This window comes from Gordonia sputi NBRC 100414 (assembly GCF_000248055.1).
In the GTDB taxonomy this organism is placed as follows: domain Bacteria; phylum Actinomycetota; class Actinomycetes; order Mycobacteriales; family Mycobacteriaceae; genus Gordonia; species Gordonia sputi.
This window is the reverse complement of the sequence record NZ_BAFC01000045.1, coordinates 12,554-26,577: the sequence shown is the minus strand read 5'-3', so window position 1 is coordinate 26,577 and position 14,024 is coordinate 12,554. Positions and strand designations below refer to the sequence as shown.

The following is a 14,024-nucleotide window of genomic DNA, read 5'->3' as shown; positions in this document are numbered from 1 at the left end:
GCGGGTCAGCCGAAGAGCTTGGCCACGAACGGGATCGAGTCACCCTTCGACGCATTGACCGTGCCACTGTGGTCTTGGTTCGGATAGAACCGAAACGTGACCGGCTGGTTGTTCGCCTTGAGTCGCGACACGAGGAGCAACACTCCGGGAGTGTTCACATCGGTGTCGAGGCCGCCCTGTCCGATGAAGAACGGTCGGTCGTAGCCGGATTCGGGGATGCCCATGTAGTCGGTGAGTTTCGCCTGGAATCCGGGAATGTCCGACAGCGGGCGGCTCAACAGTTTTCCGGGATCGACCTTCTGCGACCGGACCAGACCGCCGAGTTCGTTGTCGGAGTCGCACAGGGTCTCGGCCTTGTCGACCCAGTAGCGCCCGTACGGGGTCAGGAACGAGTTGATGTTCCATTCCGGGAACGACGTGCGCAGTCCGGAGAGGATGTACATCACGTAGATCGTCGTGTTGGGCGAGAACCCGCCTAGTCGGACCGGCGACGGACGACCAAGCGCCGCAACGAGATTCTCGATGTATGCCGGAACGCCGGTCCCGACGGCGCCCCGATAGTCCAGATCCTTGCCACCGAACTGGGTTGCGTAGCGAGCCGTCGTGATCGCGGCTCCGCCACCCTGCGACTGCCCGACGACCGCCCACTTGCGCGACAACTGCGGATACACCTGCCGTGCCGCCTTCACGCTGTCGACGATGCTGTGCGCCTCGACCCGACCGTTCAGATACGGATGGTTACCCGGCGTACCGAGCCCCACATAATCCGAGGCGACCACCGCGTATCCCTTGGACATCCACGAGCCGAGGTAGTCCCAGTCACGCTCGACGGCGACCGGACCGCCGATGGAGTAGGCACAGTGATCGGCGAGCCCGGTAGTACCGTGCGCCCACGCGATCACCGGCCAGCCACCCTTGGGAGGAGTACCCGGCGGGAGATAGACAGCACCGCTCGACAGCGCAGGCACATCGCGAACGCCCTTGGTCCAGTAGGTGATTCGCTTTGCATCGACCGCACCGGGGACGGTGATGCGCGCCGGGAGCGGCTCGGTGGACACCACAGTGCCCGACGCACCGCTCGGGGCCGCATGTGCGGGCGAGGCGCCGGCCACCGCCGACACCGTCGCAACGGCCACTGCCATCGCCGACACCATCACGCCAACCCGACGCCCGACCCTGCTTCGCTTACTCACGATGAACACCGTATACATTCGGCGCCCCCTTCGCGCGGCAAACGGCCGATCGAGTGGGCGTCGCGTTACGCCGAGCGGGCGCTCTGTCGGGCCGAGTGTGCTCAGACGCCTGCCGACTCCGGGGCAGCAGGCGCCTGGGCAGCGGTGGCTTTCGCCCACTTGTAGTCGGCCTTGCCCGCGGGCGTCCGCTTGACCTCGTCGACGAAGACGACGAGGCGCGGCACCTTGTAGCCCGCCAGCGATTCGCGGCAATGCGTCTGCAAGTCTTCGAGAGTCGGCTCCGATTCGCCCTGCGCCACCGCGACCACCGCACCGACCCGCTGCCCGTATTTGGGATCAGGAACCGGGACGACGAGAGCGTCGGCCACGGCCGGGTGCGCGTGCAGCGTCGCCTCGACCTCCTCGGCGTAGACCTTCTCGCCGCCGGTGTTGATGCATTGCGAACCACGCCCGAGAAACACGATGGTGCCGTCGGCTTCCACTGTCCCCATGTCGCCGAGCACCGAGATGCGTCGACCGTCGGGAAGTGTCGGAAATGTCTTGGCCGACTTGGCCTCGTCCTTGTAATAGCCGAGGGGCACATTGCCGATTCGCGCGATGTATCCGACATCGCCTGAGCCAGGGGTGATCTCGTTGAGCGACTCGTCGACCACCATCATCTTGTCCGTCGGCTGCACCCGAAGGTTGCCGTTGTCGTCCATCATGATCTCGCCGTCGTTGCCCGACTCCGACGCGCCGAAATTGTCACGCAGCACCAGATCCGGCTTGACCGCCGCCATCCGCTCACGGACGTGCTGCGACCAGATCGCACCGCCGGAGGTGATCGAGAACAGCGACGACAGATCGACGTCGCCCTTGCGACGCTCGAGTTCCTCGACGAGCGGCATTCCCATCGCGTCGCCGACGATGAGGATGATCTGGATCTGCTCATCCTCGATGCCCGACACGATTGCGGCCGGATCGAAGTCGCGCATCAGCACCAACCGACCGCCAAGCGTGAGGAAGGTGAACAACGAATACGACGCCGCGCCGTGCATCAGCGGTGCGGCGATATTGAAGGCGATCGACGGGAAATCCTTCACCGCCGCACCGACTTCGGCAAGATCCTTGCGCGCCTCGCCATACGGGTTGCCACCGGAGATCGGCTTGCGGAAGAAGTCGTCGTGGCGCCAGATCACGCCCTTCGGATAGCCGGTGGTGCCGCCCGTGTACAGGAGATAGTGCTCGTCGCCGGTCCGCTGCTCGAAATCCTTTGCGTCGGACATTTTCTCCGAATCAGAGAACGGCACGATCTGCACAGTGCGTCCGTCGGGCAGATCGTCGGCCGCCGCGCGCAGTTCGTCGACGATCTCGCCGATGACGAATACCGTTCTCACGAGCGGTAATTCGGACAGCAGGGCGGCGACGCTGCGCTGATGCTCCGGCTCTTCGACGACGATTCCCCGCGAGTCGGAATTGTCGAAGATGTATCCCAGCTCGGCATTGGTATAGCGATAGTTGACGTTGACCGGCACCGCGCGGACCTTCAGCAGGCCGAGCAGACTGGTGACGTGTTCGACGCTGTTCTTGAGAAACAGTGACACGTTGTCGTCGAGTCCGATGCCCTGCGCGGCGAACATGTGCGCGACCTGGCTCGAAAGTCGATCGAGCTCGGCATAGCTGATCTGCCGTCCGCCGTAGCTGAGGGCTATGCGGTCGGGGACCGAATCGGCGACTGTCTCGAAGACGTCGGCGAGGTTGAATTTCATTGCTGCTGGCTCCTCTTGCTGCACTGCTTGTGACCCGTCATCTCTATCCGTCCTGCGCGGCGCCTACGCCGCCGTCAGCACCAAACCGCTTGTCGGAACTCCCGTTCCTGCTGTGACCACCACCCGCTCCGCCCCCGGCACCTGATTCACCGACGTACCGCGCAGTTGCCGGACCGCTTCGGCGATCCCGTTCATCCCGTGGATGTAGGCCTCCCCCAACTGACCTCCGTGTGTGTTCAACGGGAGCCGACCACCGACTTCCAACGCGCCCGGCTCTCGCACGAAATCCTTTGCCTCGCCACGGCCGCAGAACCCCAACTCCTCCAACTGCAACAGGGTGTACGGCGTGAAGTGGTCGTAGAGGATCGCGGCGTCCATGTCGTCGGGCCGCAAACCCGACTGCTCCCAGAGCTGCCGACCGACCAGGCCCATCTCGGGCAGCGCGGCGAGTTCGTCCCGGTAATAGCTCGTCATGATGAACTGGTCGACGCCGCTGCCCGACGCCGCCCCCGAGATCACGGCAGGCGGATTCGGTAGATCGCGCGCGCGGTCAGCCGACACGACGACGATCGCAACGCCACCGTCCGACTCCTGACAGCAATCGAGCAGATGCAACGGCTCGGCGATGTAGCGCGACTGCTGATGGTCGTCCAACGTGATGGGCTTGCCGTAGAAGAACGCCTCGGGATTGGTTGCCGCGTGCTTGCGGTCGACGACGGCAATGCGTCCGAAATCCTCACTCGTGGCGCCGAACTCGTGCAGATACCGCTGCGCGACCATGGCGACGAACGCTGCCGGGGTCGACAACCCGTGCGGATAGCTGAACGCGTTGTCGGTACCCGACGAGTTCTCCTGGTTGGCCACAGCCGAATTCACCTGTCCGAAGCGCAAACCGGACCGCTCGTTGAACGCCCGATACGCCACGACGACGTCGGCGACACCCGTGGCCACAGCCATCGCCGCCTGCTGGACCGTCGAACATGCCGCACCTCCGCCATAGTGGATGCGCGAGAAGTACGTGAGCTCGGGGATTCCCACCGCGCGGGCGACGGCGATCTCCGAGTTGGTGTCCATGGTGAAACTGACCAGCCCGTCGACATCGGCGGGAGTCAGGCCGGCATCGGCGAGCGCTGCCTGCACCGCCTCGGTTGCCAATCGCAGTTCGCTGCGCCCGGAGTTCTTGGAGAACTCGGTGGCACCGATGCCTGCGATCGCGGCTGCCCCCGACAGCTGCCCCATCAGCGATCTCCCCACGTGAGCGTGACCGTCGAGATCACATGCTTACCAAGCGCATTGGTTCCCGTGACGGCAACGGTGATGAGATCGTCGTCGACGCCGGTCACGTCGCCGGTGAAGGTCAACGAGTCGTAGGCGTACCACGGCACACCGAGTTTGAGCTTGATCGAACGAATCCGCGACGAGGGACCGGCCCAGTCGGTGACGAATCGCTCGACGAGTCCGGTGTCGGTGAGGATGTTGACAAAGATGTCCTTGGACCCCTTGGCCTGAGCGAGATCGCGGTCGTGATGCACGTCCTGGAAGTCACGGGTTGCCAGCGCCGTCGACACGATGAACGTTGGTGTCGCTTCGATTGTCAACGGCGGCAACGTCGTTCCTACTTCGACAGCGGGAATCGCGCTGGTGGTCACTGGGCCTCCTGTGTGGTCACTGTGCCTCCTGTGCGGTAGGGCGCCACGCGTACAACGTCCAGGCGTCGGTGCCCGACTCCTCGTCGGCGGGAAAGTCGACGAACATCGCCTCGACGCGCTGTCCGATGTGCACGTCGGCAGGGTCGACGTCGCGCAACTCGGCGAGCATGCGGACGGGCGCGGAGAGCGGTACACCGTCGCCGCCGCTCTCTACCGCGTCGAGTCCGTCGAGTTCTACGAGGGCGACCACGAAAGGCAGCTCGCGCCCTGGCACTTTGGGTGCGCGGTGCACCACGTAGCTGTAGACCGTCCCCGTGCCTGCCGCGACGACGTAGTCGGTGACCGGCACCGTTCCGTCGGGTCGTCGCGGCTTCCAGGTCGCGGGTATCGGCGGATGACGTAGCGTTCCGTCGTCGAGTTTCTGGATGCGCAGTTCGTGGGCTGCGACGCCCTCCCAGAAGAACTCGGTGTCGCGAGATGCGCTGGGACGCAACATTCGTGAGGGGTCGAGATCGGAGGGTACGCCACCGGCCTCGGTGTCGGCGGTCCCGGTGTCGGCGGTCCCGATGTCGCGGGTCGTGGCGGCGTCGTCGTGCGGCCGGAACTTCAGGATGCGGAAGTCCATCTCGGCGACCACCTCGTCGTCGACCGACCAGGTGTTGCGCGTGGTGAAGAACCAACCCTCCCCCAGTGCCGTCTGCTTGGGTCCGACGACGTCGAGAAGTTCAGCCGAGAGCGAGACCTGCTCTCCCACATCGAGATAGCGATGATAGGTGGTGTCGCAGTTGGTCGCCACGACGGAGGTGTACCCCGCCTCATCGAAGAGCTCCGACGCCCTGCCGAGCGGATCGTCGGCGGTACGCCGCCCGTTCAGCCCGCGCATCGTCCACACCTGCGCCATCGCGGGCGGTGCGACGACTCCCGAATGTCCCGCTGCACGAGCAGCTTCGGCGTCGACGTAGACAGGGTTCGTGTCGCCGATGGCCTCGACCCAGTTGTTGATCATCGGGGTGTTCACCGGGTCGCGCCCGAGCGTCGGCGCGCTCGGCCCGGCGTCGATGATCGCCTGCGCGGCGGTGCGGATGTCGCTCATCGCTTGGCCCTCGGTAGTCCCAGTCCGGCGGTGGCGATCATGTCGCGCATCACCTCGTTGACGCCACCTCCGAAGGTGATCACCACGTTTCTCTTCTCCTGAACGTCGAGCCAATCCACCAGGGCTGCGGTCTCGGGATCGGTGAAATCCCCGTAACGGCCGATGATCTCGTCGATCATGCGACACACCACCTGCACGCGCTCTGTCGCGAACACCTTCGTCGCCGCGGCATCGGCCATCGAAATGGCCTCTCCCGTCGACGCCACCTGCCAGTTGAGTAGTTCGTTGATCCGCGCGTATGCGTCGATCTGGGCGAGCGCCCGCGCGACGTCGGGATGCTTGGCGATCACGGTGCCGTCGGGGCCGGGACGCGATGCCCACGCACGGACACGCGACGCCAGTCCCTCGATACGTCCGGCGGGTCCGAGCATCACCCGCTCGTGGTTGAGCTGCGTGGTGATCAGTCTCCACCCGCCACCCTCGTCGCCGACGCGCATCGATACCGGAACGCGAACATCGTTGTAGTACGTGGCATTCACGTGATGAGCGCCGTCGGCGGTGATGATCGGCGTCCAACTGAATCCCGGATCGGAGGTGTCGACGATGAGGATCGAGATGCCCTTGTGCTTGGGGGCGTCCTTGTCGGTGCGGACCGCCAGCCAGATGTAGTCGGCGTCGTGGCCGCCTGTGGTGAAGATCTTCTGCCCGTTGACCACGTAGTGATCACCGTCGCGGACCGCCGTCGTGGTCAGTGATGCGAGGTCGGTCCCGGCGTCGGGTTCGGTGTAGCCGATCGCGAAATGGACGTCGCCGGCGAGGATTCTGGGAAGGAAGAGCTTCTTCTGTTCGTCGGTTCCGTGTACCTGGAGGGTGGGCCCGACCGTTTGGAGGGTCACCGCGGGAAGCGGAACGTCGGCGCGCACCGCCTCGTTGGTGAAGATCTGCTGTTCGATCTCTCCGAATCCCTTGCCGCCGTATTCCTTCGGCCACCCGACCCCGAGCCACCCGTCGCGCCCCATCTGTCGGATCACATCCCGATAGGTGGGGCCGTGGCGCTCGGTGAGCATGGTGTGTGCTGCCGTGGGGTCGACCAGATCGGCGAAATACTCACGCAGATCGGCGCGCAACTGCTGCTGCTGCGGCGTGAGGTCTATGAACATCGGTGTACTTCCCCTGCGGATTCGGTATGAGCTGTCGGGTGAATCAGGTTGGTGCCGCTATGGATTCGACGCGTCGGCGAGCTCGTCGAGTCGGGCGTTGGCCCCTCCGACGAGTCGCGCGAGATCCTTGGCGATCGAGAAGTAACGATGCAACGGATACGTCAGGTCGACACCGACGCCCCCGTGGAGGTGGGTCATGGTCCGCATCGCCGCGGGGATCTCGGCTGCCGTCCAATACGACGCGATGCCCAGATCCTGTTGTGCATCAAGACCTTCGGAGAGTCGCCACGCGGCAGCCGTGGTCGAGAGGTTCAGCGACCGTCCGACGACGTAGATGTCGGCCAACTGCTGCCCGACAGCCTGGAACAGCGCGATCGGTTTGCCGAACTGCGTACGGTTGGACACGTGATCGGCGGTGAGGCGCGTAGCCCCCGCGACAAGGCCGTCGGCGTACGCACTCACCGCGAGTCGGTACAGGTTTCGCAATCCCGAGATCTCGGCGGCGAGAACGTCGGCGTCGTCGACGATCACGTCGTCGAACCGCACCGTGAACTCGCCCCAACCACTCGACGTCGGGGTTCGCGTGATCGACACACCGTCGGCGGCGGTTGCCACGGCGACCACCCCGGCATCGCTGGCGACGAGTAGCGTCGACGCGCCGTCGGCGTGCAACACCCCACTCTTGGTGCCCGACAACCGCCCGTCACGCAACGTGGTGCGCGGCGTCGACGTCAACGGATCGCCGGGTTCGCCGATCGCGATCGCGTGCCATCCGCCGTCGGTGAGCGTCGCGGCCCACCGATCGCGCGCGGCGTGGTCGACGGTCTGCAGGAAGAGTGCGGACACCAGTGCGCCGAGTGCCGGGGTCACCGCGGCGGCCGAACCCAGCTGCCGCAGCAGCGGTAGCACGCCGAGGACTCCGAGATCGTCACCCCCGAGCGCTTCCGGTAGTGGCAGGGCGAGCAGTCCGGCGTCGGTCAATGCCGTCCAGAGGTTGTGATCAAAGCCGTCGTACGACGCCGCGGAATCCTCTTGCGACTCGCCTGCCCTGACCCGTCCGCCGAACAGCGACGTCCAGTCGGACTCGTGGCGGGTGAATACATCCCGCGCCACATCGGCGACCGCTTCCGCGGAGCTGTCCATGCCGAAATCCACCGACGGTCCCCTTCTCGCCAACACCAAAACTAGAACTCGTTCTAGTTGTATCAGACTTCGCGCCCTCGGTGGGCGAATTGGCGGTTGATCTGCTGATTCTCGGGTCTCGTCACGCGTCAGCCGCGCGGCAGACCGAGAATCCGTTCGGCTGCGGCGGTCCGCAGTATCTGGGTGGTGCCGCCTGCAATGGACAGACACCTGTTCTGCAGGAGCTGATCCGACGCCTCACCGGCACCAGCACCGTCGACGCCGAGCAGGTCGAGACCGAACTCCGGCACCGATTGCCGGTGCGCGACGCCGATCAGCTTGCGCACGCTCGACACCGCACCCGGATCGTGGCCCGCCAGCCGACGCGACACCGCGAGGGCGTCGAGAACACGTCCGACGTGAGCATCGGCGACGAGCTCACCCAACCGTGCCAACTCGCCTGCGGACAGCTCCCGACCCAACGAATCGATCTGCCCCAGCAGCGCGTCCATCTCCTTGCCGAGTCCCGAACCACCCATGGCCACACGTTCGTTGGCAAGCGTCGTACGGGCCAGGCGCCAGCCACCGTCGACCTCACCGACCACGCACTCGTCGGGCACGAACACGTCGTCGAGGAAGACCTCGTTGAAGTTGGCCTGCCCGGACAACTCCCGAAGCGGTCGGATGTCGATGCCGGACGAAGCCATGTCGATCAGGAAGTAGGTGATCCCCTTGTGTTTCGGCACCTCGGGATTCGTTCGGGCGAGACAGATCCCCCACTGCGCGTTGTGCGCCTGAGAGATCCAGATCTTCTGCCCGGTCAGACTCCAACCGCCATCGACGCGAATAGCCCTGGTGCGCAACGACGCAAGGTCGGAGCCTGCCTCGGGTTCGCTGAACAACTGGCACCAGATGATGTCGCCGACGAGGGTCGGATGCACGAAACGTGTGTGCTGCTTGGCGGTTCCGTGCTCGAGGATCGTCGGGATCGCCCATGCCCCGATCACGAGGTCGGGACGTTCGACGTCCGCGCGTTCGAACTCGGAGTCGATGAGCAACTGCAGCGCCGGGTCGGCACCGAGACCGTGCGGCGGCGGCCAATGCGGTGTGAGATAACCGGATTCGGCCATCGCAGCCCGCTGCGCATCCGGTGCTGCTGCCGCGATCGCGGCGATGTCGGCCCTGATCGCCGCGCGACAATGTTCGACGGAGGTCAGGTCGAGCTCAAAGCGTCGACGCCCACCGAGGATGCCGAGGCGACCGAGTTGCTCACGCTGCGTCGACGCGGCCGCTGTCGCGGCGCGCAGTGCCAATGCCGTCCGCAGGTAGAGATGTGCGTCGTGCTCGAATGTGAACCCGATGCCCCCGAGCACCTGGATGCAGTCCTCGGTGGTCGCGACGGGCAGCGATGCGATGAGCACATCGGCGGCGAGCCTGGAGAACGCGAGTTGTTCGCGCGCGGTCTCCGCGTCGTCGTCGCCCACGGGTGCGGCAATCGCAGCGTCGACGGCGACCGCGAGATCCCATGCCGCCGCGGTGACCTGTTCGCTGCGACAGAGCATGTCGGCGCAGATGTGCTTCACGGCTTGGAACGAGCCGATCGGCGCTCCGAACTGAGTGCGCACCTTGGCGTAGTCGACCGCGGTGTCGAGCGCCCAGCGCGTCACGCCGGATGCGTATGCGGCGAAGGCGGCCGACAGCGCGCCCGCAATGAGATCACCATCGTCGACGGCGAGCAGGTCGTCGACTCTCAGATCGGTGATGCGCAGCCGACCGACCGATCCTCTGCCATCGAGGCTCGCCGCAGGCTCCACATCGCGTACGCCCGCATCGGCAGGAATCACAAACCACCTGGCATCAATACCCTGACCTGCAATTTTTGTGAGGATTACGCTGCTGTCGACATATCCGACGATGCTGCCGAGATCGACTGATCCGTCGACCAGCACCGCCTCGCCACCTGCCCGCGTAAGGGTGGGCACCGTCGCGGAGACTTCTCCCGACACCAACGTGTCGCGCACCGCCGCGGCACGGGGGTCGATCGACACCGATAGCGCCAGGGTCGCCACGACGGTCTCGCCGATCGGACCCGGCACCAGGCTGGCCCCACACTGCTCGATCATCGCTGCGACGTCGGCGAACGAGGCTCCGACGCCGCCCTGTGCCTCGTCGACCAGCGCAGCGAACACGCCCAACTCGGCCAGTTCTGGAAACAGGTGGCGCCAGTGATCGCGCGGTTTCTCCAGTTCAGCCCGTACGATATCGGTGGTGCGACGGCGCGTCGCCCACGCGGAAATGGCTTCGCAGACGGCGATCTGTTCGGCCGACGTGGCAAGGCTCACGCTGAAATCCTCTGCATTTCGGTTGTGACGAAGAATTAGAACCTGTTCTAATAGTCCGAAGGGATTTTGTCCACCAGACCTGTCGACGTCCCAGCGACGTCGACGGTCACGAGATGAGGATGTCGCCTACACATGACCCGGTCGTCTGAAGATGCCGTGCCACAGAAGTCGGCACCGAGTCCGAACAAGGGAGCCTCGTCGAAGTCGGTCGCCGACAAGGGCTCTCCCGCCCAGCCCGACGCCGCATCAACCGCAGCCACAGCCGCGTCAATCGCAGCGACATCCACGACAGCCAATTCGACGACCGAAAGCGGTTCCGCAGCGCAACGCGACCGTCGACGCCGCATCCTCGACGCGACGCTCGCCCTCGCCTCCAAGGGCGGCTACGACGCCGTGCAGATGCGCACCGTCGCAGAGAAGGCCGACGTCGCGGTGGGAACCCTCTACCGCTACTTCCCGTCGAAGGTGCACCTGCTGGTCACCGCGCTTGCGCGTGAGTTCGAGCGCGTCGAGACCCGCGTCGACCGCTCCCAATTGCAGGGCGAGAACGCCATTGAGCGACTGCGCCACGTCCTCGACATGATCACCTTCGCGATGCAGCGCGATCCGCTGTTGACCGAGGCCATGACAAGAGCCTTCATGTTCGCCGACGCGTCCGCGACCGCCGAGGTCGATCAGGTCGCCGGGATCATCGACCGACTGTTCGCAGGCGCGATCGTCGACGAGGGCGAGCCAAGCGACGAAGAACTCGCGATCGCACGCGTGCTGTCGGATGTGTGGATGTCGAACCTGGTGCAGTGGCTCACCCGCCGCGCCTCGGCCACCGACGTCACCAACCGGCTCGAGCTCACAGTCCGACTGCTCCTCAAGGGCAGGGTCGCAGCACAGGCGTAACCGAACCGCCGGCGCGGACCTACCGGATCAGCCCAGGTCGACGGTGATCGTGCCCGACTCGTCGGCGCGCACCGCGTACGCACGGACTCCGCTGCCGCCGAAGGCGATCTCGTCACCGGTCCCCAGGTCGTAGGTGTGATTGTGCAACGGGCACACCACGACACAGTCGTCGATCAGTGCGTCGGCCAGTGGCCCGCCGCGGTGCGGGCAGACGGCGTCGAGTGCGCGCAGCGAATCGTCGCGCAGTCGGAAGACCGCGATCTGCGCACCGTCGATACCGAATGCCCGTCCCTCGCCCTGCGGGATGTCGGCGATGTTGCCGACTGCTATCTCGCTCATCGGACCGGCACCTGCGGGAGCGGCAGCAGCGGTAGCGCCGAACGGAACTGCCCGGGAGTTGCAGGCTGTTTGCCGTCCTGCCAAGGATCCCGATAGGCGTCGACGGAGCGCTGCATGTTGGAATCGAGTTGTTGCGCAATGCCTTCCGCGTCGTCGACGACGACGGCCCTGATCTTCTCGATGCCGTAGCGCGGAACCCAGGCGTAGGTGCGTTCGAGCCATTTCGCGCTCTCGCGGTAGTACTGCAGGAAGCGGCCGGCCAGTGTCATGACCTCGTCGGCACTGTCGACGGTCGCCAAGAGATCGCCCTTGCGGATGTGTGCGCCTGCGGCACCGCCGACGTAGATCTCCCACTTGCCGCCGTCGATCGCGACGACGCCGAAGTCCTTGCACAGCGCTTCAGCACAATTGCGCGGGCAGCCGGTGACCGCGAGTTTCATCTTCGCGGGACCCGCTATGCCCTGATACCGCTCCTCGAGAGCAATGCCCAGCGCCGTCGAGTCGCCCACCCCGAACCGGCAGAAGTCGCTTCCCACACAGGTTTTCACCGTGCGGAAACTCTTGCCGTACGCATACCCCGACGGCATGTCGAGATCGGCCCACACGTTGGGCAGATCCTCCTTGCGCAGGCCGAGCAGGTCGATGCGCTGGCCTCCGGTCAGTTTGATGAGCGGAACGTCGTACTTCTCCGCGACGTCGGCGATCTTGCGCAACTGCTCGACGTTGGTCACGCCGCCTTTCATCTGCGGCACAACGGAAAACGTACCGTCGCGCTGGATATTCGCGTGGACACGGTCGTTGATGAAACGTTCGGCGCGTTCGTCGATGAAGTCGGAACCCCACATCATCTCCAGCAGCGATGACAACCCCATCTTGGAGTTCGCATCCTCCTTGCCGTCCGGCGCGAGGGCAGCGAACACCGAACGCACCGAGTAGAGCTTGAGTTCGCGGATCAGCCGCATGAGTTCTGGCTTCTCGTACGGGATTGCGGGAACGTACCAGTTGGCCGACGGGTCCTCGGTGACCGCGTCGCCTGCGGCCCATTCGACGACCTGCGCCACCAAACCCTTACATGAGCCGCAGCCCTTTCCGGCGCGGGTCGCGGCCATCACGCCTGCCACCGAGGTGGTGCCGCCCGCGACACACCCGACGATGGTCGCCTTGTCGACACCGTTGCAGTTGCACACCTGGGCATCGTCGGAGAGTTCCTCGACACCCGTTGCGGCGTCGGGTGTTCCGATGTCGAACATCAGCGAGATGCGTTCGTCGGGGAGTTCGGTTCCCTGATCGAAGGCCTGCATCAGGAACGAGACCTTGCTGACGTCGCCGACGAGGGTGGCGCCGACGAGCTTGTTCTCCCGGATCACCACCGTCTTGTAGACGCCGTGCCGGGGCTCGTAGAACTGCAGGTACTCGTCGTCGGCATGTTCGGGTGCCTTGACGCCCATCTGGGCGACGTCGACGCCGGCGACCTTGAGTTTCGTCGAGGTCCGCGAACCATGATATGCGGCAGTCGAATTGGCTGCGGTGAGGTGATCGGCCAGGACCTTGGCCTGCTCCCACAGGGGTGCGACGAGTCCGTATACCTGGCCACGGTGCTGCGCGCATTCGCCGACCACGTAGATGTCGTCGTCGTCGATCGAGCGCATGTGGTCGTCGACGACGATGGCGCGTTCGACGGTCAGTCCGGCACCGCGGGCCAGCCCCACGTTGGGTCGGATGCCGGTGGCCAGCACCAGCAGATCGCACTCCATCTGCTCGCCATCGGCGAATCCGATTCCGGTGATGGCATTCTCGTCATCGGCGAAGGCTGTGACGGTGCGTTTACCGGTGACCACGGTGACGCCGGTCGACTCGATCGCGCTGCGCAACACCGCACCACCGGTTTCGTCGAGCTGGGCGTTCATCAGAATGGGGCCGGAATGCACCACCGTCGACGCCACACCGCGGCCGTAAAGACCGTGTGCCGCTTCGAGTCCGAGTAGTCCGCCGCCGATGACCACCGCATGCTGGGCGTCGTCGGCGTGGGCGATGATCGCCGTGGTGTCGTCGAGGCTGCGAAAGCCGAATACGCCGCTCAGCTGCGTGGTGTCGTCGACCCACAGCCCCTCGATGGGCGGGAAGAAGGCACGGCTGCCGGTGGCGATGATCAACTTGTCGTAGGCCACCCGCGAACCGTCATCGGCGAGCACGACTTTCGCGTACGGGTCGATGCGGACCACCCGCACCCCGGCCCGCAGATCGATTCCGTTGTCGCCGTACCAATCGACGGCGTTCAGGTAGATGTCGTCGGGCGCATCGGAGCCGGCGAGCACGTGGGACAGCGCGATGCGGTTGTAGTTTCCATACGGTTCGTCACCGAAGACGGTGATGGCGAACTGATCTGCTCCGCCACGCGCCAGGATCTCCTCGATGGCGCGGGCGCCTGCCATGCCATTGCCCACCACCACCAGCGATTGTCGGGTCATCGCAGACTCCTGCGCC

At 65.3% G+C, this 14,024-nt stretch carries 11 protein-coding genes; 1 reads left to right on the top strand and 10 read right to left on the bottom strand.

Going from position 1 to position 14,024, the window contains the following annotated elements; genetic code table 11:
- Positions 1 to 5: 5 nt before the first annotated feature.
- From GOSPT_RS06005 to GOSPT_RS05970, 8 genes are all read right to left on the bottom strand, one after another.
- Positions 6 to 1,211 (bottom strand): alpha/beta hydrolase family protein, encoded by a 1,206-nt coding sequence (locus GOSPT_RS06005; RefSeq protein ID WP_005204091.1) that lies wholly within the window; start codon positions 1,209 to 1,211, stop codon positions 6 to 8.
- Positions 1,212 to 1,294: 83 nt separating this feature from the next.
- Positions 1,295 to 2,941: an AMP-binding protein gene (locus GOSPT_RS06000; RefSeq protein ID WP_005204089.1), complete on the bottom strand. Its 1,647-nt coding sequence runs from the start codon at positions 2,939 to 2,941 to the stop codon at positions 1,295 to 1,297.
- A gap of 63 nt (positions 2,942 to 3,004) precedes the next feature.
- A complete protein-coding gene (locus GOSPT_RS05995) occupies positions 3,005 to 4,180 on the bottom strand; it encodes a lipid-transfer protein (protein WP_005204087.1) in 1,176 nt (391 codons plus the stop codon).
- Positions 4,180 to 4,590: a MaoC family dehydratase gene (locus tag GOSPT_RS05990; RefSeq protein ID WP_005204085.1), complete on the bottom strand. Its 411-nt coding sequence runs from the start codon at positions 4,588 to 4,590 to the stop codon at positions 4,180 to 4,182. Before GOSPT_RS05990 ends, GOSPT_RS05995 begins: the two co-directional genes overlap by 1 nt.
- 16 nt (positions 4,591 to 4,606) lie before the next feature.
- Positions 4,607 to 5,683 (bottom strand): bifunctional MaoC family dehydratase N-terminal/OB-fold nucleic acid binding domain-containing protein, encoded by a 1,077-nt coding sequence (locus GOSPT_RS05985; RefSeq protein WP_005204080.1) that lies wholly within the window; start codon positions 5,681 to 5,683, stop codon positions 4,607 to 4,609.
- Positions 5,680 to 6,843: an acyl-CoA dehydrogenase family protein gene (locus GOSPT_RS05980; RefSeq protein WP_005204078.1), complete on the bottom strand. Its 1,164-nt coding sequence runs from the start codon at positions 6,841 to 6,843 to the stop codon at positions 5,680 to 5,682. The genes GOSPT_RS05985 and GOSPT_RS05980 overlap by 4 nt, the downstream gene beginning before the upstream one ends.
- A 57-nt stretch (positions 6,844 to 6,900) precedes the next feature.
- Positions 6,901 to 7,998, bottom strand: a complete 1,098-nt coding sequence (locus tag GOSPT_RS05975; protein ID WP_005204077.1) for an acyl-CoA dehydrogenase family protein — start codon at positions 7,996 to 7,998, stop codon at positions 6,901 to 6,903.
- 116 nt (positions 7,999 to 8,114) lie between these two features.
- Entirely contained in the window at positions 8,115 to 10,307 is a 2,193-nt protein-coding gene (locus GOSPT_RS05970; RefSeq protein ID WP_005204075.1) for an acyl-CoA dehydrogenase family protein, read from the bottom strand.
- 132 nt (positions 10,308 to 10,439) lie between these two features.
- Here GOSPT_RS05970 and kstR point away from each other — a divergent pair, with 132 nt between their 5' ends.
- A complete protein-coding gene (gene kstR, locus GOSPT_RS05965; RefSeq protein ID WP_005204074.1) occupies positions 10,440 to 11,201 on the top strand; it encodes a cholesterol catabolism transcriptional regulator KstR in 762 nt (253 codons plus the stop codon).
- Between the two features lie 27 nt (positions 11,202 to 11,228).
- On the opposite strand, the gene GOSPT_RS05960 is transcribed toward kstR, so the two are convergent.
- Together GOSPT_RS05960 and nirB are read right to left on the bottom strand one after the other, a co-directional pair.
- Positions 11,229 to 11,540, bottom strand: coding sequence for a Rieske (2Fe-2S) protein (locus tag GOSPT_RS05960; RefSeq protein WP_005204072.1), 312 nt, complete (start codon positions 11,538 to 11,540; stop codon positions 11,229 to 11,231).
- Positions 11,537 to 14,008, bottom strand: a complete 2,472-nt coding sequence (nirB, locus tag GOSPT_RS05955) for a nitrite reductase large subunit NirB (protein ID WP_039855013.1) — start codon at positions 14,006 to 14,008, stop codon at positions 11,537 to 11,539. Before nirB ends, GOSPT_RS05960 begins: the two co-directional genes overlap by 4 nt.
- Positions 14,009 to 14,024 lie beyond the last annotated feature (16 nt).